Origin of the sequence: Streptomyces sp. NPDC002793, assembly GCF_040295485.1 — a bacterium.
Taxonomy (GTDB): Bacteria; Actinomycetota; Actinomycetes; order Streptomycetales; family Streptomycetaceae; genus Streptomyces.
On sequence record NZ_JBEOVL010000008.1, the window covers coordinates 218,242 to 237,827 of the forward strand.

The 19,586-nt window shown below is 67.9% G+C and carries 17 protein-coding genes and 1 tRNA gene; 7 read left to right on the forward strand and 11 right to left on the reverse strand.

Features of this window, described 5'->3' with window-relative positions:
• Window positions 1-6: 6 nt before the first annotated feature.
• Both ABT001_RS10715 and ABT001_RS10720 read right to left on the reverse strand, forming a co-directional pair.
• Window positions 7-1,341 (reverse strand): hypothetical protein, encoded by a 1,335-nt coding sequence (locus ABT001_RS10715; RefSeq protein WP_351275194.1) that lies wholly within the window; start codon window positions 1,339-1,341, stop codon window positions 7-9.
• Window positions 1,342-1,751: 410 nt separating this feature from the next.
• Complete coding sequence (locus ABT001_RS10720) at window positions 1,752-1,886, reverse strand: DLW-39 family protein (protein WP_003958712.1); 135 nt, start codon at window positions 1,884-1,886, stop codon at window positions 1,752-1,754.
• Window positions 1,887-2,167: 281 nt separating this feature from the next.
• Here ABT001_RS10720 and ABT001_RS10725 point away from each other — a divergent pair, with 281 nt between their 5' ends.
• Window positions 2,168-2,527, forward strand: a complete 360-nt coding sequence (locus ABT001_RS10725) for a DUF6344 domain-containing protein (RefSeq protein ID WP_351275196.1) — start codon at window positions 2,168-2,170, stop codon at window positions 2,525-2,527.
• A gap of 231 nt (window positions 2,528-2,758) precedes the next feature.
• Here the strand turns inward: ABT001_RS10725 and ABT001_RS10730 are convergent.
• From ABT001_RS10730 to dnaA, 9 genes are all read right to left on the reverse strand, one after another.
• Window positions 2,759-2,835 (reverse strand) — tRNA-Ile (locus tag ABT001_RS10730).
• Window positions 2,836-2,906: 71 nt separating this feature from the next.
• The gene (locus tag ABT001_RS10735; protein ID WP_351275198.1) at window positions 2,907-3,503 is read right to left on the reverse strand and encodes a DUF3566 domain-containing protein; all 597 of its coding nucleotides are present in this window, start codon (window positions 3,501-3,503) and stop codon (window positions 2,907-2,909) included.
• A 93-nt stretch (window positions 3,504-3,596) separates the two neighbouring features.
• Window positions 3,597-6,224, reverse strand: a complete 2,628-nt coding sequence (gene gyrA / locus ABT001_RS10740) for a DNA gyrase subunit A (protein WP_351275200.1) — start codon at window positions 6,222-6,224, stop codon at window positions 3,597-3,599.
• A 46-nt stretch (window positions 6,225-6,270) separates the two neighbouring features.
• Window positions 6,271-8,340 (reverse strand): DNA topoisomerase (ATP-hydrolyzing) subunit B, encoded by a 2,070-nt coding sequence (gyrB, locus tag ABT001_RS10745; RefSeq protein WP_351275202.1) that lies wholly within the window; start codon window positions 8,338-8,340, stop codon window positions 6,271-6,273.
• Between the two features lie 402 nt (window positions 8,341-8,742).
• Complete coding sequence (locus tag ABT001_RS10750; protein ID WP_351275204.1) at window positions 8,743-9,300, reverse strand: DciA family protein; 558 nt, start codon at window positions 9,298-9,300, stop codon at window positions 8,743-8,745.
• A complete protein-coding gene (recF, locus tag ABT001_RS10755) occupies window positions 9,297-10,427 on the reverse strand; it encodes a DNA replication/repair protein RecF (protein WP_351275206.1) in 1,131 nt (376 codons plus the stop codon). Before recF ends, ABT001_RS10750 begins: the two co-directional genes overlap by 4 nt.
• 79 nt (window positions 10,428-10,506) lie before the next feature.
• Window positions 10,507-11,385 carry a phosphogluconate dehydrogenase (NAD(+)-dependent, decarboxylating) gene (gene gnd / locus ABT001_RS10760; protein WP_351275208.1) on the reverse strand — a complete coding sequence of 293 codons (879 nt, stop codon included), beginning with the start codon at window positions 11,383-11,385 and terminating at the stop codon, window positions 10,507-10,509.
• Between the two features lie 145 nt (window positions 11,386-11,530).
• Window positions 11,531-12,661 (reverse strand): DNA polymerase III subunit beta, encoded by a 1,131-nt coding sequence (gene dnaN, locus ABT001_RS10765; protein WP_351275234.1) that lies wholly within the window; start codon window positions 12,659-12,661, stop codon window positions 11,531-11,533.
• A gap of 976 nt (window positions 12,662-13,637) precedes the next feature.
• Complete coding sequence (dnaA, locus tag ABT001_RS10770) at window positions 13,638-15,413, reverse strand: chromosomal replication initiator protein DnaA (protein ID WP_351275210.1); 1,776 nt, start codon at window positions 15,411-15,413, stop codon at window positions 13,638-13,640.
• Window positions 15,414-15,794: 381 nt separating this feature from the next.
• Here dnaA and rpmH point away from each other — a divergent pair, with 381 nt between their 5' ends.
• The 6 genes from rpmH (at window position 15,795) to rsmG (ending at window position 19,290) form a co-directional block, all read left to right on the forward strand.
• The gene (gene rpmH / locus ABT001_RS10775) at window positions 15,795-15,932 is read left to right on the forward strand and encodes a 50S ribosomal protein L34 (protein ID WP_014047156.1); all 138 of its coding nucleotides are present in this window, start codon (window positions 15,795-15,797) and stop codon (window positions 15,930-15,932) included.
• A gap of 18 nt (window positions 15,933-15,950) precedes the next feature.
• Window positions 15,951-16,322, forward strand: coding sequence for a ribonuclease P protein component (rnpA, locus tag ABT001_RS10780; protein ID WP_351275212.1), 372 nt, complete (start codon window positions 15,951-15,953; stop codon window positions 16,320-16,322).
• Complete coding sequence (gene yidD, locus ABT001_RS10785; protein WP_351275214.1) at window positions 16,319-16,678, forward strand: membrane protein insertion efficiency factor YidD; 360 nt, start codon at window positions 16,319-16,321, stop codon at window positions 16,676-16,678. The genes rnpA and yidD overlap by 4 nt, the downstream gene beginning before the upstream one ends.
• A 3-nt stretch (window positions 16,679-16,681) precedes the next feature.
• Window positions 16,682-17,950: a membrane protein insertase YidC gene (yidC, locus tag ABT001_RS10790; RefSeq protein WP_351275216.1), complete on the forward strand. Its 1,269-nt coding sequence runs from the start codon at window positions 16,682-16,684 to the stop codon at window positions 17,948-17,950.
• Window positions 17,951-17,964: 14 nt separating this feature from the next.
• Window positions 17,965-18,474 (forward strand): Jag family protein, encoded by a 510-nt coding sequence (locus ABT001_RS10795; protein ID WP_351275218.1) that lies wholly within the window; start codon window positions 17,965-17,967, stop codon window positions 18,472-18,474.
• Window positions 18,475-18,573: 99 nt separating this feature from the next.
• Entirely contained in the window at window positions 18,574-19,290 is a 717-nt protein-coding gene (rsmG, locus tag ABT001_RS10800; RefSeq protein WP_351275220.1) for a 16S rRNA (guanine(527)-N(7))-methyltransferase RsmG, read from the forward strand.
• Window positions 19,291-19,586 lie beyond the last annotated feature (296 nt).

The following is a 19,586-nucleotide window of genomic DNA, read 5'->3' on the forward strand; positions in this document are numbered from 1 at the left end:
GCGGTCCTACCAGGCCTGCGGCGGGCCGCCGTACGGCGACCCGCCCGCTCCCGGCGGTACAGCGCCGGGAGCGGCCCGGCGCCTGGCCAGCAGGGTCCAGACTCCGAGCCCCAGCACCAGCACCGAGCCCACGCCGATACCGGCCGCGGCAACCACCGTCATCGTGGCGCTCTCGACGGCCTCGGGCGCGCTCTCGCCGCTCCTGGCCATGTCCCTGTCGTCGTCCGTGACCCCGAAGACCCCTGCGTCACCCCGGTAGGGCGACTCCTGGCTCTCGTTGACGACCTTCACCTTCAGCGTGAGCCCGAGGGGATCGTTGCCGTAGTGCTCCGCGACATCGGGCGAGAGCGTCACCGACAGGTAGTACCAGCCGGCGAAGCGCATGGCGCTGACGTCCGTTGCCGCCGCGTGACGGTTCTCGTACGCCACCGGGGGCAGCGGGTCCAGAGCCACTGAGCTGGACGCCCCGGAGTACGACAGCGTCGCGTTGTCCACATGGCCGCGTGCGGGGTTGTCCAGCGCCATCACGAGGGCGTTGCCGAGGTACTCCGTGGACTTGTTGCTGTTGCTCAGCACGGCGGTGGCGAAGATCTGCTGACCCCAGTCCACCGGCACCCGGTAGAAGCGGGTCTGTCCGGGCACGATGGAGTCGCCCCATTCGCCGGACTCCAGTCCGGTGGCGTCGTAGAAGCTGCTTCCCCCGGCCCGCTCCTGCCTGCCGGACGGCGGCACGGGGGAGGCTGAGGGCCAGTTCTCCGGCGCCTCGGTCGGCAGTGACTCACCCGCATCGAGCGCCGGCTCGGACTCCGAGCGCAGCTCCAGCTCCCAGGCGCCGGGCGACGAAGTCGCCTTGCTCTCGCGCTCGATCAGGACGTTGTACGTGCCCCCCGCCGCACAGATGCCGCTGTCCTTCTCCACGGTCCGGTGGGCGTACGCGGTGATGGGGCGCGGGAATTCGGCCGACTCGAAGGCCGCGTCCTCGGAGCTGCACCGGTTGTCGTCCAGGTCCCGGATGCTGATCGTGATGCCGTCCCCGTAGGCGACCTTTCCGCCTGCCTTCGGCACCACCACCGCGGAGACGTACACATCGGTCGTGTCGTCGAGCTCCAGCCGGTAGTACAGCTTCTGGCCCTGCTCGATGGAGCTCCTGTAGACCGCTCCGGGTTTCAGCTCCGCCGCGTCGGCGTTCGTCTCGGTCCCCCGGACCGCTTCCGCCGCGGGATCGAAGGTGTACGCCGCAGGGCCGTCGGCCGCGTGCGCCTGCCCCGGCAGCGCCGCCACCGCGCACACCGCCGCGAACGTCGCGAGCGTCACCCGGCCCTTGTTGCGCTGCCTGTTCACGCGTTTCCCCTCGTCGTCTGCGTGCCTGCCCTGCGCCAGGCCGCGTACGAACGGGTGCCCGGTCGGCAGTGCGACCGCGGTACCCGCTCCGGCAGCCGTCGCGATGCCGGTCCATCCTCCCCCGCCGGTACCGCCGCTGTCTGCGGCCCCCGCTGTACGGCCGTCATCGCCCGGCCGGAGTGCAGGGACGCGTCCCGGCGTACGACGGGATCCGGAGCACCGCCGAGGTCAGCGGGCGGCGCCCTCCGGGATGCCGCCGCCCGTCAACCACCGTCACCTTGCTCATGCAATGCAATGATTTGCTCAGGTGAACTCACGAGCACGACCTCCGTCACGGCCCGCCACCAGGCACCGGACAGCAGAAAGCCCCGGCCGCCGAGCGGCCGGGGCTTCTAACAGACTGTTCCGTCTCACACACCTGAACCTGCGGGCACGGAGTCGGTCGCCTCCGTCCACAGATCCTGCTCGGCGCGATCCGCCTGGATCTGGCGGTACACGAGGAGCCCGCCGATGGCAGCCAGTGCGACCAGGAGAAGCTTCTTCACCGCGCGACCTCGTCTTTCCTTGACGTAAGGGACTTCTGCCGCCCGACTATACACACCGGCCGATACCGATCGGTGACCTCCCCGCAACCCGCTCAGCGCCCCTCCAGGGCTCCTCTCGGGTCCTCCAGAGACCCTTGGAACGGCTTTTCCGAGCCGGTTGAACCATAAGAGTGGTGTTCATCGGAAGATCGGCGCACCGGGGGCGTCGGTCCCGGTTTCCGGGCGCCGGATCCACATCATCGGAAAGGTAAGCAAACCGGACCACCTGAAAGCGAGGGGCCATGAGCACCTTGAGGGTCAAGAGCATCTGGACCGCCTTCGTCACCGCCTTCTTCGCACTTCTCGCGTCGCTGGGCCTCGCGACCGCCCAGGCCACGGCCGCGGAGCCGGCGGCCACGAACCAGAAGCACACGGGTGCCGCCCCGGCAACCGTGACCACCCCGTCGGTGCGATGGACCCTTCCGCGTGACAGGGCGCTGCCACCCACGATGAAGCAGCGCATCCGCGCCGAGGCCCACGGCTCCTCACCGGCCACCCGCCAGCTGTCCGCCGACCCCACGGACGCCACCCGGACGACGAGCGGCAGCCGGCCCGGCCACGGAGACTCACCTGCCGGGGACTCGGTCCCGCTGCCACCCTGAGGCGCCGCGCACGCCATCCAGGCCCCTGGTCCGGTTCACCACCGGCGGGGGCCTTTTCCGTGCCCCGGCAAGGCACCCCCCAGGAAGCCGGCGCACTCGCGACAACCCGGATTCCTGACGTCCCGGGCCCGCCCCTCGTCGGGCGGGGCCCGAACCGGCGAGCCGGGCGTGTCCAGATCGATCACCACATGCGAAAGGCCCCCCACCGTTACCGGTGAGGGGCCTTCTCGCTGGTGGGGCTAACAGGATTTGAACCTGTGGCCTCATCCTTATCAGGGATGCGCTCTAACCAACTGAGCTATAGCCCCGCCGCGCTGTTGCGCTGACTTCTGAAGATTAGCGCACGTCGGGGCCAGTCCCAAAATCGATACCCGGCGCCCTACTCGTCCTCGGCGAGAGTGAGCTCCACGCCGCCCACGAAGCCCGCCGAGAGGTTGTAGATGAACGCGCCCAGCGTCGCCAGTGCGGTCGCCAGCACCACGTCGATCACCGCGATGACCGACGTGAAGATGAGGACGCGCGGCAGCGACAGGAACGACTGCAGATCGAAACCGTTGCTCTCGTTCGAACCGGTGGCCTCGCTGATCGTGCCCCCCACGGTGGAGAAGACGCCCATCGCGTCCATCACCATCCACAGGACGGCGGCCGCGACCACCGTGCAGATCCCGAGCGCGATGGAGAGCAGGAAACTGACCTTCATCACCGACCACGGATCGGCCTTGGCCACCCGCAGACGCGCCTTACGCGTACGCGGAGTGGTCCGCGCACCTGTCCGGGGCAGCCGGGTCGCCTGCGTGCCGCCGACGCCCTCCGCACCGCCCTTCGTGCCTCCGCCCTGCGTACCGCCCGCAGGCGACTGGTACGCCTGGGGCGGGTGGTAGGGCCCCGTCTGAGCCGCCGCGGGCTCACGCTCGCCGGGCAACGGCCCGGTCGCGTACCCCTCGTACTGCGGCTGAGGTCCCCGAGTGTCCGTCACAGTGCCCCCTTGGGAGTCCGTGGCAGAGCCACGGGCACCGTTCGCTCCAGATCCGGAAGCGGCCGAACCGGCGCCCGTGGCTCCACTCACGCTCTACTCCTCGTGCTCCCCGGCCGAAGGCTCCGTGCCCTCGACTGTGCCCTCGACCACGTTCTCGGCATGGGCCTCGACCGTGGCGCCTTCGGCCTCATCGGTCCCGTCGACCTCTTCGGCCTCACGACCGGCCTCGGCGTTGCGCGCGATACCGACGACGGCATCGCGCTTGCCCAGATTGATCAGTTGGACGCCCATGGTGTCACGGCCCGTCTCCCTGACTTCATTGACTCGCGTACGAATCACGCCACCGCCGAGCGTGATGGCGAGGATCTCGTCCGCTTCCTCCACCACCAGCGCGCCGACGAGCGACCCGCGGTCCTCGACGATCTTGGCAGCCTTGATGCCCAGACCGCCACGACCCTGGACTCGGTACTCGTCGACAGCGGTGCGCTTCGCGTACCCGCCGTCGGTGGCAGTGAACACGAACGTACCGGGCCGGACAACATTCATCGACAGGAGTTCGTCGCCCTCGCGGAAACTCATGCCCTTCACGCCCGAAGTGGCACGCCCCATCGGGCGCAGCGCGTCGTCCGTCGCGGTGAACCTGATCGACTGCGCCTTCCTGCTGATGAGCAGCAGATCGTCCTCGGCCGACACCAACTCGGCGCCGATCAGCTCGTCGTCGCTGCCGTCCTGGGTCTCCCTCAGGTTGATCGCGATGACACCGCCCGACCGCGGGGAGTCGTAGTCCTTCAGCGCGGTCTTCTTCACCAGACCGCCCTTCGTGGCCAGGATCAGATACGGCGCGGCCTCGTAGTCACGGATCGCCAGGATCTGTGCGATCTGCTCGTCCGGCTGGAACGCCAGCAGGTTGGCGACGTGCTGACCGCGCGCGTCGCGGCCGGCGTCCGGCAGTTCGTACGCCTTGGCCCGGTAGACCCGGCCCTTGTTGGTGAAGAACAGCAGCCAGTGATGGGTCGTCGACACGAAGAAGTGGTCGACGATGTCGTCTTCCCTGAGCTTCGTGCCCCGCACGCCCTTGCCGCCGCGCTTCTGCGAGCGGTAGTCGTCCGTCTTGGTGCGCTTGACGTAGCCGCCGCGCGAGATGGTGACGACGATGTCTTCCTCGGCGATGAGGTCCTCGATCGACATGTCGCCGTCGAAGGGCACGAGCTTGGAGCGCCGGTCGTCGCCGAACTTGTCGACGATCGCCGCCAGTTCCTCGCTGACGATCTGCCGCTGCCGCGACGGCGAGGCCAGGATCTCGTTGTACTCGTTGATCTTCGCCTGGAGCTCGTCGTGCTCAGCGGTGATCTTCTGGTGCTCCAGCGCGGCCAGGCGACGCAGCTGCATCTCCAGGATCGCGTTCGCCTGGAGCTCGTCGATCTCCAGCAGGCCCATCAGGCCCTCGCGCGCGATCTCCACGGTGTTGCTGCGCCGGATGAGCGCGATGACCTCGTCGATCGCGTCCAGGGCCTTGAGCAGGCCGCGCAGGATGTGCGCCCGCTCCTCGGCCTTGCGCAGCCGGAACTTCGTACGCCGGACGATGACCTCGATCTGGTGCGCCACCCAGTGCCGGATGAACGCGTCGATCGACAGCGTGCGCGGCACCCCGTCGACGAGCGCCAGCATGTTCGCGCCGAAGTTCGACTGCAGATCGGTGTGCTTGTAGAGGTTGTTCAGCACGACCTTGGCGACCGCGTCACGCTTCAGCACAACGACCAGTCGCTGGCCGGTGCGCGAGGACGTCTCGTCACGGACGTCCGCGATGCCGCCGACCTTGCCGTCCTTCACCAGGTCGGCGATCTTCTGCGCGAGGTTGTCGGGGTTGGTCTGGTACGGAAGCTCCGTGACGACCAGGCACTGGCGGCCCTGGATCTCCTCGACCGCGACGACCGCGCGCATCGTGATCGAGCCACGGCCTGTGCGGTACGCCTCCTCGATGCCCTTGCGGCCCACGACCAGCGCACCGGTCGGGAAGTCCGGGCCCTTGATCCGCTCGATGAGAGCGTCCAGGAGCTCCTCCTGCGAGGCCTCGGGGTGCTCCAGGTACCACTGCGCGCCGGCGGCGACCTCGCGCAGGTTGTGCGGCGGGATGTTGGTCGCCATGCCGACCGCGATGCCCGCGGAGCCGTTCACCAGGAGGTTCGGGAAACGCGCCGGCAGGACCGTCGGCTCCTGGTTGCGGCCGTCGTAGTTGTCCTGGAAGTCGACGGTCTCCTCGTCGATGTCCCGGACCATCTCCATGGACAGCGGCATCATCTTGCACTCGGTGTACCGCATGGCCGCGGCCGGGTCGTTGCCCGGGGAACCGAAGTTGCCGTTGGAGTCCACCAGCGGCATGCGCATCGACCAGTGCTGTGCCAGTCGCACGAGCGCGTCGTAGATCGAGGAGTCGCCGTGCGGGTGGTACGTACCCATGACGTCACCGACGACGCGGGCGCACTTGTAGAAGCCCTTCTCGGGCCGGTAGCCACCGTCGTACATCGCGTACAGCACCCGGCGGTGGACGGGCTTCAGACCGTCCCTCACGTCGGGCAGCGCACGCGACACGATGACGGACATCGCGTAGTCGAGATAGGAGCGCTGCATCTCCGTCTCGAGCCCCACGGGCTCGACACGCATGCCGACGCCCGGGACGATGGGCTCCTCGTCGGGCATCACAGGGGTGTTCTCGTCGGCCATTGCTGGTCAAAGTCCTTTCGCGCTGCGGCTTGCTTGTACGGCCGACTCAGATGTCGAGGAAGCGGACGTCCTTGGCGTTCCGCTGGATGAACGAGCGCCGCGCCTCGACGTCCTCACCCATCAGCACCGAGAACAGGTCGTCGGCCTGCGCCGCGTCGTCCAGAGTGACCTGGCCCAGCACACGGTGATCGACGTCCATCGTGGTGATGCGCAGCTCCTCGGCGTTCATCTCGCCGAGACCCTTGAAGCGCTGGATCGAGTCTTCCCTGATCCGCTTGCCGTTCTGCTTGCCGAGAGCCACCAGGGCGTCGCGCTCACGGTCCGAGTATGCGTACTCGAAGTCGTCGCGGCCCCACTTGATCTTGTAGAGCGGCGGGCGCGAGAGATACACGTGCCCGGACTCGACCAGCGGCCGCATGAAACGGAACAGGAAGGTCAGCAACAGGGTGTTGATGTGCTGGCCGTCGACGTCGGCGTCCGCCATCAAGATGATCTTGTGATAGCGGAGCTTCTCGATGTCGAAGTCCTCGTGGACCCCGGTACCGAAGGCCGAGATCAGCGCCTGGACCTCGGTGTTCTGCAGGATCTTGTCGATCCGGGCCTTCTCGACGTTCAGGATCTTGCCTCGGATCGGCAGGATGGCCTGGTACATCGGGTTACGGCCGGACTTCGCCGAACCACCGGCGGAGTCACCCTCGACGATGAAGATCTCGCACTTCGTCGGGTCGTTGGACTGGCAGTCACTCAGCTTGCCGGGCAGCGAGGCGCTCTCCAGGAGCCCCTTGCGCCGGGTGAGGTCACGCGCCTTGCGGGCCGCGACACGCGCCGTGGAGGCCGCGATGCCCTTGCGGATGATGTCGGCGGCCTCGTTGGGGTTCCGGTCGAACCAGTCCGTCAGCTGCTCGTGGACGACCTTCTGGACGAAGGTCTTCGCCTCGGTGTTGCCCAGCTTGGTCTTCGTCTGCCCCTCGAACTGGGGCTCGCCCAGCTTCACCGAGATGATCGCCGTCAGACCCTCGCGGACGTCCTCACCGGTGAGGTTGTCGTCCTTCTCGCGCAGCAGCTTCTTGTCGCGCGCGTAGCGGTTGACCAGTGAGGTCAGCGCCGCGCGGAAGCCCTCCTCGTGCGTACCGCCCTCATGCGTGTGGATCGCGTTGGCGAAGGAGTAGACCCCCTCCGTGTACTGCGTGTTCCACTGCATGGCGATCTCGGCCGAGAGGAGTCGTTCCTTGTCCTCGGCCTCGATGTCGATCACCGACTGGTGAATGAGGTCGCCCTTGCGGGAGTTCAGGTACTTGACGAAGTCGACGATGCCGTTCTCGTAGTGGTACGTGACCGTCCGGGTCGACTCCTCCTCGGGGGCGTCCACCACCTCGGCGCTGTCCGCACCGGCCGTGGCCTTCGCCGACTCCCGCTCGTCCGTGAGCTTGAGGGTGAGCCCCTTGTTGAGGAACGCCATCTCCTGGAAGCGGCGCGAAAGGGTCTCGAAGGAGTACTCGGTGGTCTCGAAGACGTCTCCGTCGGCCCAGAAGGTGACGGTCGTACCCGTCTCCTCGGTGGCCTCGTGACGGGCCAGCGGGGCCGTCGGGACACCGAGCTTGTAGTCCTGGGTCCAGCGGTAACCGTCGGTCTTTACCTCCACGGCCACCCGTGTGGACAGGGCGTTCACGACGGAAACGCCGACGCCGTGCAGACCACCGGAGACGGCGTATCCGCCGCCGCCGAACTTGCCGCCGGCGTGCAGCACGGTGAGGACGACCTCGACGGCCGGCTTGCCCTCGGACGGCACGATGCCGACCGGGATGCCGCGACCGTTGTCGATCACACGCACCCCGCCGTCGGCGAGGACCGTGACGTCGATGGTGTCCGCGTGCCCGGCCATGGCCTCGTCGACCGAGTTGTCGACAACCTCCTGCACGAGGTGGTGGAGGCCGCGCTCGCCGGTGGACCCGATGTACATACCGGGTCGCTTGCGGACCGCGTCCAGGCCTTCGAGCACGGTGATCGCGCTGGCGTCGTACGAGGCGGAGACCTCGCCGTGCTCACCGGCTGTGGACGGGATGTTCTCGTTGGGGTTGCCGGAATCGGCCACGAAGCGCCCTTTCTGGCACAGCACAGGCCGTTCTCCGGCAGGCGGGAGCGGCTGCGTCGTTCGGCTTGTATCGACGACTCCCGCGAGGAAGCGGGATTGTCCACCAGTCTACCGGTAGCGCTGACATGAATGGGGGTTTGCCGGTGCCTGAGTACGCATGTGCCGCCCTGAATGAGCGGCTGACGACTCCCCATATTCGGGAAGGGGCCCCGAGGGGCTCACGAGGGCTTTGCGCGCTTCGGGCTGTCAACCTCCCGCTACGGTGAGGGACGCCCCACATTCCTCGCGCGGACCGAATCAGCACATAGGCGCACGAAGCGGAAAGGCCAGGCCGTCGGGTAATCGGGGCAGAAGCGGCTGAACCGCCTCCGTGCCGTCTCCGGTCCGAGTCCGTGGGACATGGCCCCGTATGAGGAAAAGCCCTGCTCAGCCGTAGGTGTCGCCCGGGCCCTTGCTCCCCGGAGTCCGCAGGGGGCCGAATCTGCGCTCCGGACCACCAGGACCGAGTACCTTGATCATCCGTACCGTGCCGTGGCCCAGATCCGTGTTCAGCCGGGCCACCAGCTGAGGCGCCAGCAGCCGCAGCTGGGTCGCCCAGGCCGTCGAATCGCACTGCACGGTCAGGACCCGCTCGGCCGGGTCCTCGTCGTAACGCACCGGCACACAATGATTGGCCAGATCGTCACCCACGATCTGCGGCCAGCGGCCCATCACGCCGCCGACGGCCGCCGGGGTCTCCCACCCCCGCTCGGTGATCAGCCGGTTGATCGCCGACCCCAGCGGCAACGGATCACGGCCGTCGGACCGGGCACCCGACCGCAGACCGCCACCTCGCCTCGCCTGCTTCTTCTGCTGCGCCGCGGCACCCCGGGCACGTGCCTGCTCCTTCGCCGCCCGCAGCGCCACACGCGCCAGGTCCACCCCCGAGACGTCGGGCTTCACCGGCCCCGGCGTGGGTCCCCCCTGCTCGACAGAAGCGCTCACAGCCGCTCCACCGCCCCGGCGGACACCGCGTACCTCGCCCCTGCCAGTACGCCCGGTACGTCGTCGTCCACGGCGGCCGTCACCAGCACCTGCTCGCCGGGGGCCACCAGCTCCGCCAGCCGCTCGCGACGGCGCGCGTCCAGCTCGGCGAACACGTCGTCGAGCACCAGCACCGGCTCGTTGCCCTCGCTGCGGAGCAGGTCGTACGAGGCGAGTCTGAGCGCCAGGGCGTACGACCAGGACTCACCGTGGCTCGCGTATCCCTTCGCCGGCATGCCGCGCAGGCCCAGCACCAGGTCGTCACGGTGCGGACCGACCAGCGTCACGCCGCGCTCGATCTCCTGTTTGCGTGCCTGCGCCAACGCGGCCATCACCTGCTCGTACAGCTCCTCGCGACTGCGCGAGGGCTCCACATCGGCGCCGACCGAGCTGCGGTACTCCAGCGCCACCGGACCACCGCCGGGGGCGACGTCCGCGTACGCCTTGTCCGCCAGCGGCTGCAGGGTCGCGATCAGATCGAGCCGCTGCGCCAGCAGCTCCGCCCCCACCTGGCCCAGGTGCTGGTCCCACACGTCCAGCGTGGACAGATCCATCGAACGCCCGCCGTGCCTACGGGCCATGGCGGCGGACTTCAGCAAGGTGTTCCGCTGCTTCAGCACCCGCTCGTAGTCGGAGCGGACACCGGCCATGCGCGGGGAACGCGCCGTGATCAGCTCGTCCAGGAAGCGCCGGCGCTCACCCGGATCCCCCTTCACGAGGGCCAGATCCTCCGGGGCGAACAGCACCGTCCGCACTATCCCCAGGACGTCACGCGGCCTAACCTGCGACGACCTGTTGATACGAGCCCGATTGGCACGGCCCGGATTGAGCTCCAGCTCGATCAGCTGCGAACGCTCGCCCTGGGTGACCGCCGCCCGCACGACGGCGCGCTCCGCGCCCATCCGCACCAGGGGGGCGTCGGACGACACCCGGTGGCTGCCCAGCGTGGAGAGATAGCCGACCGCCTCCACCAGATTGGTCTTGCCCTGGCCGTTGGCCCCCACGAACGCGGTGACGCCCGGGTCGAGAGGAACCTCGACCCGGGCGTACGAGCGGAAGTCGGCCAGCGAGAGATGCGTGACGTGCATGGTCGCCGACCCTTCCGACTGCGTGCTCTGCTGTGTGCCGTTGTGCCGCGGGCCGCCTGCTCCCGCGGGCCCGCCGGTCCTACTTCTTGTTCTCGACCGCGTGGCCACCGAACTGGTTGCGCAGCGCGGCGATCATCTTCATCTGCGGCGAGTCGTCCTGGCGCGAGGCGAAGCGCGCGAACAGGGACGCGGTGATCGCGGGAAGCGGCACCGCGTTGTCGATGGCGGCCTCGACCGTCCACCGGCCCTCGCCCGAGTCGGCGGCGAAGCCTCGGAGCTGGTCGAGGTGCTCGTCGTCGTCCAGCGCGTTGACCGCCAGGTCGAGCAGCCAGGAACGGATGACCGTGCCCTCCTGCCAGGAGCGGAAGACCTCGCGCACGTCGGTGACGGAGTCGACCTTCTCCAGGAGCTCCCAGCCCTCGGCGTAGGCCTGCATCATGGCGTACTCGATGCCGTTGTGGACCATCTTGGCGAAGTGGCCGGCGCCGACCTTGCCCGCGTGGACCGAACCGAAGTCGCCCTCGGGCTTGAGCGCGTCGAAGACCGGCTGGACCTTCTCCACGTTCGCGGTGTCGCCGCCGTACATCAGGGCGTAGCCGTTCTCCAGGCCCCAGACGCCACCCGAGACGCCGCAGTCGACGAACCCGATGCCCTTGATGCCCAGCTCGACGGCGTGCTTCTCGTCGTCGGTCCAGCGGGAGTTCCCGCCGTCCACGACGACGTCGCCCGGGGAGAGCAACTCGGCCAGCTCGTCGATGGTGGACTGGGTCGCGGCACCTGCCGGGACCATCACCCACACGACGCGCGGGCCCTTGAGCTTGCCCACAAGCTCTTCGAGGCTGTGGACATCGGCAACGTCCGGGTTGCGGTCGTAACCGATGACCGTGTGCCCTGCGCGGCGAATGCGCTCGCGCATGTTGCCGCCCATCTTGCCGAGGCCGACGAGACCGAGCTCCATCAGAGATTCCTTACGCGTTGTGCCGATTCGTACCCAGGACCGAGCCTACGCCCGGCCGGGCCGGCCCGGCGGGGTGCAGCACGGTGGGCCCGCTCTGCGCTGAGCACGCCCGCCGGAGACTGCCATGACAGGAACGACCGCCGGATCAGCCGGAGAGGCGGACCGGCATGATCAGGTACTTGTACGAGTCGTTCGCCTCGGCGTCGACGGCCGCCCGGCCGCTGAGCAGGGCCGGCTTGGTCGACGTCGTGAAGGAGAGCTGGGCGACCGGGGAGTCGATCGCGCTGAGCCCGTCCAGCAGGAAGGTCGGGTTGAAGGCGATCGAGATGTCGTCGCCATCGAGCACGGCGTCCACGCGCTCCACAGCCTGTGCGTCGTCGCTGGAACCCGCCTCGAGGATCAGCACGCCCTGCTCGAAGCTGAGCCGCACCGGGGTGTTCCGCTCGGCGACGAGGGCCACACGCTTGACGGCCTCGACGAACGGCGCGGTCTCGATGACCGCGACCGAGTTGAACTCGGTGGGGAAGAGGGTGCGGTACTTCGGGAGGTCGCCCTCCAGCAGCCGCGTGGTCGTGCGGCGGCCCGCTCCCTCGAAACCGATGAGCCCCTCGCCCGCGCCCGAGCCTGACAGCGCCAGGGTCACCGTGTCACCGCTGGTGAGCGCCTTGGCGGTGTCCAGGAGCGTCTTGGCGGGCACCAGGGCCACGGCCGAGGCGTCGGGGTTCTCCGGCTTCCACAGGAACTCACGGACCGCGAAGCGGTAACGGTCGGTGGAAGCGAGGGTGACGGTCTCGCCCTCGATCTCGATCCGGACGCCGGTCAGGACCGGGAGGGTGTCGTCACGTCCGGCCGCGATGGCGACCTGTGCCGCCGCGGAGGCGAAGACCTCACCGGGGACGGTGCCCGTGGCCGTCGGCATCTGGGGCAGTGCCGGGTACTCCTCCACGGGCAGGGTGTGGAGGGTGAACCGCGAGGAGCCACAGACCACCGTGGCCCGCACACCGTCGGTGGAGATCTCCACCGGCCTGTTCGGCAGGGCACGGCAGATGTCGGCGAGCAGCCGGCCGGAGACGAGCACCGTGCCGTCCTCCTCGACCTCGGCGTCCACGGAGACCTTGGCCGAGACCTCGTAGTCGAAGCTCGAGAAGCTGAGGGCGCCGTCCTCGGCCTTCAGCAGAAGGCCCGCGAGAACGGGCGCCGGCGGACGGGCCGGGAGGCTGCGGGCCACCCAGGCCACCGCCTCCGCGAGTACATCGCGCTCCACCCGGATCTTCACCGGAACCGCCTCCTGCTGTTGCTCGCTCGCCCTGCTGGCCTTCGTCGTCTGATCGGGGCTCCCTGCCGAAGGGCTGGGGAGGCCACCGGGGTCCAGTCTGACGTACGGCACCGACACTCGTTGCTGCTCGGGGTCAAGTCGCGCCAAGAGGTCCGCCGAGCTCGCCGCTCGAGTTGTGCACAGGCCCCACTTCGAAGCGGATTCCTGGCTAACTCTGAGTGGTAGTAGTAGTAGGCCCTGTGGAAACCGTGGATAACGTCGTTTTCCCAGGTCAGACCCGGTTTTTTGTCCACCGACCCTGTGGGTGGCACCGGTGGACAACCAGGCGTTTCTGTGGACACGCGAAAGTTCTGCACACCCGATGCACAGGGCAGGGTGACTTCTCCCCAGGGCTGTCCCCAGCTTTACCCACGTTCCCCACAGCCCAACCCGGGTCCCTTGTGTGACGCCTTTCACTCTCGACAGTGAAAGCGGGTGTTGGGTTGCCGAACAGTGGACAGAGGTGTGGAGAAGCTGGGGACAACTAGGACACGCCTGTGGGTCGACGGTGGACAACGTCCCCCCGGCCCTGTGGACGGAATATCTGTCCACAGGCTGTGGATCATCGTTGACCACAAATCCCCAGGCATGTGACCTGGTCTGATGGAGTATCGGCAGTCGGCCCTGTGGACGCAATATGGACAACTTCGCAGTCCCCAGGCTGTGGACGCCGGATTCCTCGGTGTTCTGTGGAGAAGGGCTGGTCCGAGGCACGGATTCGAACACCGCGCACGGCCTCAGCCGCTTCTGGGGCCGCTGCATGAGCGGCATCGGACGTGCGGAGTGGCCCCAGGAACGCCCCGAGGGACGCCGCACGCCCGATCCCGGAGCCTGTTTCCGGCAGCCCTCACGCAGACGGGCGCCCCAGGAGGACGACGTACGGTCCTCCGGGGCGCCCGGGGCGCGATGTGCGGCGGTCCTGGCTGCTGTGGCCGCCTCAGCCGTTCTTGATGCGGTTGGTGAGCTCGGTGACCTGGTTGTAGATGGAGCGCCGCTCCGCCATCAGCGCGCGGATCTTCCGGTCGGCGTGCATCACCGTGGTGTGGTCGCGCCCACCGAACTGGGCACCGATCTTGGGCAGGGAGAGATCCGTGAGTTCGCGGCACAGATACATGGCGATCTGGCGCGCCGTCACCAGGACGCGGCTGCGCGAGGATCCGCAGAGATCCTCCACCGTCAGTCCGAAGTAGTCCGCGGTCGCGGCCATGATGGCCGGCGCGGTGATCTCGGGGGCCGTGTCCTCGCCGCCCGGGATCAGGTCCTTGAGCACGATCTCGGTCAGGCCGAGGTCCACCGGCTGCCGGTTGAGGCTCGCGAAGGCGGTCACGCGGATGAGCGCACCCTCCAGTTCGCGGATGTTGCGCGAGATGCGGGAGGCGATGAACTCGAGTACCTCCGGCGGGGCGTTGAGCTGCTCCTGCACGGCCTTCTTGCGGAGGATCGCGATGCGCGTCTCCAGCTCCGGAGGCTGCACATCCGTGGTGAGCCCCCACTCGAACCGGCTGCGCAGCCGGTCCTCCAGGGTCACCAGTTGTCTCGGCGCCCGGTCCGAGGACAGCACGATCTGCTTGTTCGCGTTGTGGAGCGTGTTGAAGGTGTGGAAGAACTCCTCCTGCGTCGACTCCTTGCTCGCCAGGAACTGGATGTCGTCGACCAGGAGGATGTCCACGTCGCGGTAGCGCTTGCGGAAGGTGTCGCCCTTGCCGTCGCGGATCGAGTTGATGAATTCGTTCGTGAACTCCTCGGAGCTCACGTACCGCACCCGGGTGCCCGGGTAGAGGCTGCGCGCGTAGTGCCCGATGGCGTGCAGCAAGTGGGTCTTGCCGAGCCCCGACTCCCCGTAGATGAAGAGGGGGTTGTACGCCTTCGCGGGGGCCTCGGCGACGGCGACCGCCGCGGCGTGCGCGAAGCGGTTGGACGCCCCGATCACAAAGGTGTCGAAGAGGTACTTCGGATTCAGCCGGGCGTGCGGCTCGCCGGTTCCGGGCGGAGGCGCGGACTGCGTGCCCATGGGGCCGCCGCCGCTGTTCCGTCCGGTCCCGGGGGCGTCCTGGCGGCGTTGGTCCTGCGGATCGTGGCGTTCGCGGCCGTCCCTCGGCTCGTAGCCCTGGTGCTCGGGCGGCTGCGGGCGGTAGTCGTGCTGCGGCTGCTGGGAGCGCTGGCTCGCGTACGGGTCGCGGTCCTGGTACCCGCCGTGCCGCGGCTGCCAGGAGAGGTCCTCCTGGGTGCGCGGCCAGGCGCCGGGCTCGGGGCGGTGCTGCTGGTAGTCCGGATAGGCGGGGCGGGCCGTGGGCATGCCGTCGTCGGAGGGCCTGGCGCCGTAACCGTCGTACCCGTCGTTGCGCGAAGGCTCGTCGTGCTGCGGCCCCTGGTAGCGGTGGGACTGCTGTCCCTGGTGGGGCTGGTGCATCGGGGGCGCGGGCGGAGCCGGGGGCTCGCCGGCGGAATCGTCGACAGTGATCGCGATCCGGATCGGGCGGCCGCACTCACGGGTGAGGGTCTCGCTGATCAACGGTGCGAGGCGGCCTTCGAGGACACGCTTGCCCCACTCGTTGGGTACGGCCAGCAGTGCGGTGTCGGCGACGAGTGCCAAGGGCTGGCAGCGCTCGATCCACTGCTTGTCCTTCGGCTCGATGCCCTGCTGACCCTCCCCGAGGAGTTGTTCCAGCACTCGCGGCCACACTGCGGCAAGATCGGCAGGTACGTCAGCCACAAGGCACGCTCTCTCGCATGTCCCACGAATGTGCACTTCTCGGGACGGGATGGGTCGGGTCGGGTGAGGCCCGGCAGGCAGGAAGGAAAAGAACCGGAGTTCAGCCACGGTAGTCAGGCCGACCCGCACGGTTCAAGTTGTTGTCCACAGGCTGTGTACAGAACGGGGTGGTGCGAACCCGGTTTGACCGGATGGCGTAGCCGCGATTACCGTGACCAGGTCGAGTTGTCGATGGCTGCTGCCGCCTGCCTCCGATGGGCAAAGATCACGATCTGTGATTGTGAAGCGGTGCACTAAGGCGTTTACGCGAGTTCCTCGTGGGCGCACGGTGACAGCCAGGCGATGTCCCGCCAACACACGAATCATTTCTGGAGCCCCCGAGTGAGCAAGCGCACCTTCCAGCCGAACAATCGTCGTCGCGCCAAGACCCACGGCTTCCGCCTGCGGATGCGTACCCGTGCCGGCCGCGCGATCCTCGCGAACCGCCGTGGCAAGGGCCGCGCCAACCTGTCCGCCTGATCGCGGCCAGGTCATGACGTGCTGCCTACCGAGAATCGGCTGAGGCGGCGCGAGGACTTCGCAGCCGCTGTACGCCGGGGACGTCGGGCCGGACGCCCGCTACTCGTCGTACATCTACGCAGCGGTGTTACGGACCCGCACGTGACAGGGGAGAGTGCTCCCCCGCCGCGTGCGGGTTTCGTTGTCAGCAAAGCAGTGGGTGGAGCGGTCGTTCGCACCGCGGTGAAGCGGAAGCTTCGCCATCTGGTCCGCGAGCGGCTCGCTCAGCTGCCCCCCGGTAGCCTTGTTGTCGTACGAGCGCTACCCGGATCGGGTGACGCCGACCATGCACAGCTGGCCCGAGACCTGGACGCCGCCCTTCAGCGGCTGCTGGGAGGGGGTGCGCGATGAAGTACCCGCTACTGGCTCTGATCAAGCTGTACCAGTGGACGATCAGCCCGCTTCTCGGGCCTGTCTGCCGCTACTACCCGTCGTGTTCCCACTATGGATATACGGCGATCGACCGGCACGGTGCGATCAAGGGAACAGCGCTGACCGCCTGGCGCATCCTGCGATGCAATCCGTGGTCACCCGGCGGCGTGGATCACGTACCGCCACGCAAACGTCCGCGTTGGCATGAACTGCTGCGCAGCTGTGTGCGTGGCGGCAAGGGCGGGGACTCCACCGCCGATGTGCCTTCCGGGGGGTCGGTCTCCGAACCCCTGAGCCCGGCCACAGAGACCTCGCCCAAAGCTCAAGGAGCCTGATTAGTGGACACGATTGCCAGTCTGTTCAGCTTTATCACCACACCTGTTTCGTGGGTCATCGTCCAGTTCCACAAGCTGTACGGAGCGCTCTTCGGCGATGACACGGGGTGGGCCTGGGGCCTGTCCATCGTGTCCCTGGTCGTCCTGATCCGGATCTGTCTGATCCCGCTGTTCGTCAAGCAGATCAAGTCGACCCGGAACATGCAGGTGCTCCAGCCGAAGATGAAGGCGATCCAGGAGCGCTACAAGAACGACAAACAGCGTCAGTCCGAAGAGATGATGAAGCTGTACAAGGAGACGGGCACCAACCCGCTCTCCTCGTGCCTTCCCATCCTGGCGCAGTCCCCGTTCTTCTTCGCCCTGTACCACGTGCTCTCGGCCATCGCCTCGGGCAAGACGATCGGCGTCATCGACCAGCCGCTTCTGGACAGTGCCCGTCAGGCGCACATCTTCGGCGCTCCGCTGGCCGCGAAGTTCATGGACAGCGAAGAGAAGGTCCAGGCGCTCGGCGCCTCGCTGACCGACGTCCGCGTCGTGACCGCGATCATGATCGTGATGATGTCCGCCTCGCAGTTCTTCACGCAGCGCCAGCTGATGACGAAGAACGTCGACCTCACGGTCAAGACCCCGTACATGCAGCAGCAGAAGATGCTGATGTACATCTTCCCCGTCATCTTCGCCGTCATGGGCGTGAACTTCCCCGTCGGTGTCCTCGTGTACTGGCTGACCACGAACGTCTGGACCATGGGTCAGCAGATGTACGTGATCAACCAGAACCCGACGCCGGGCAGCAAGGCGCAGGACCAGTACCTGGGCCGCCTGCTGAAGAGCGTGACCGCTCATGGCGAGGTGCGTGGCAGGACACGGCGCAACACCGTCAAGCGGATCGTTGCCAAGGGCCCCGACCGTAACGACATCGAGCGCAAGTTCATCACCGGTCTGGCCAAGTTGGGTCTCGCCGCCCAGGAGGACGGCACGGTCGCGAAGAGTGAAGCCGCCATCCTCGAGGCCGAGGGCGGTGCCGCGGCCAAGCGGCAGCAGCCCAAGCGTCAGACCAAGGCGAAGCGTCACACCGCTGCCACGCATTCCGGCACGGCGAAGGACTCCGGCTCCACCGACTCGGAATCCAAGACCTCGCTGGAGAAGCGGGACGCATCGCAGGACGACAAGCCGAAGCCGGCGGGCAAGTCCGCCGCGTCCGGCTCCTCACGCCAAGCCAAGTCCGGACAGCGCAAGGGCCCGCAGCGGCCCAAGCACCCGTCCAAGAAGTAAGAAGGAGTCCATCCGTGACGGAAGGCACCACCACCACGGCCGCTGAGGGCAGCGACACTCTGACCCGCCTTGAGCAGGAGGGGGAGATCGCGGCTGATTACCTCGAAGGCCTGCTCGACATCGCCGACCTCGACGGTGACATCGACATGGATGTGGAGGCGGACCGGGCCGCGGTCTCCATCATCAGTGAGTCTGCGCGTGATCTGCAGAAGCTTGTGGGCCGCGACGGTGAGGTGCTGGAGGCGCTGCAGGAACTGACGCGCCTGGCCGTTCACCGTGAGACCGGTGACCGTAGCCGTCTGATGCTGGACATCGCCGGCTTCCGTGCCAAGAAGCGTGAGGTTCTGGCCGCGCTCGGTGCCAAGGCCGCGGATGAGGTCAAGAGCTCGGGCGAGCCGGTGAAGCTGGAGCCGATGACGCCGTTCGAGCGCAAGGTCGTGCACGACGCGATCGCGGCAGCGGGTCTGCGCAGCGAGTCCGAGGGCGAGGAGCCGCAGCGCTTCGTCGTCGTTCTCCCGGCCTGACCGGATCCTTGTACGATCGGCCCCGTCTGTTCGCAGGCGGGGCCGATCTTTGTCAGCCTGATAGTCAGCGTGCTAGTGCGGTACGGAAGGACGGTCCCCGTGACGGAGGAAGCAGAGCTCCCTCAGGCGCCCAAGGAGGCGCAGGCGGTATTCGGTGAGTTCTTTCCAGAGGCTGTCAGGTACGCGGAGCTGCTTGCGGATGCGGGCGTCAAGCGAGGGCTGATCGGTCCTCGCGAGGTGCCCCGCCTGTGGGAACGCCACCTGCTGAACTGCGCGGTCCTCTCGGAGGTGGTCCCGGCAGGTGTCACGGTGTGCGATGTGGGCTCGGGCGCGGGCCTTCCCGGCATTCCCTTGGCACTGGTACGCCCGGACCTGAAGATCACGTTGCTCGAGCCGCTGCTGCGTCGCACGAACTTCCTTCAGGAGGTGGTCGAGCTCCTGGGGTTGGATCATGTGACGGTTGTCCGAGGCCGGGCCGAAGAGGTGCTGGGGACACTGCAGCCCGTGCATGTGGTGACCGCCCGGGCGGTGGCCCCGCTGGACCGGCTGGCCGGATGGGGTGTGCCTCTGCTCCGCCCCTACGGAGAGATGCTGGCGTTGAAGGGGGGCACGGCCGAAGAAGAGATTCAGGGAGCTCGTGCCGCTCTCAGCAAGCTGGGCGTGGTGGAGACCGAAGTGCTCCACGTCGGTGAGGGCCTGGTCGACCCTGCGTCCACGGTAGTGCGTGTAGTTGTCGGGGAGAGTCCGGGCGGTGTGAGGTTCGCCGCAAAGCGGGCCAAGGCCGCACGCGTGGGCCGGACGCGACGGCGTCGATGAGAGAGGGCTCAGCGCATCCGCTTGCACCTGGTTTTGGTGCGCTTGAGCCTCCTTTGTAGTGATGCTCCATGCAAGCTGCGATATGCACCGCCTGCGGAGTGTCGGGAGCCTGCCGCTGTGCTGCAGGGGCATCGTGTTTCACGTGAAACGTCGCTCTCTGCTGCAGGGAATCATCGGCCGCGGGGGGGGGGGGGGGGGGGCCCCGCCCCCCCCCCCCCCGCCCCCCCCCCCCCCCCCCCCACCCAAAACACCAAAGAAGCAAAAAACGACAGGAGTATGAGAGTGAGGTCTATTTG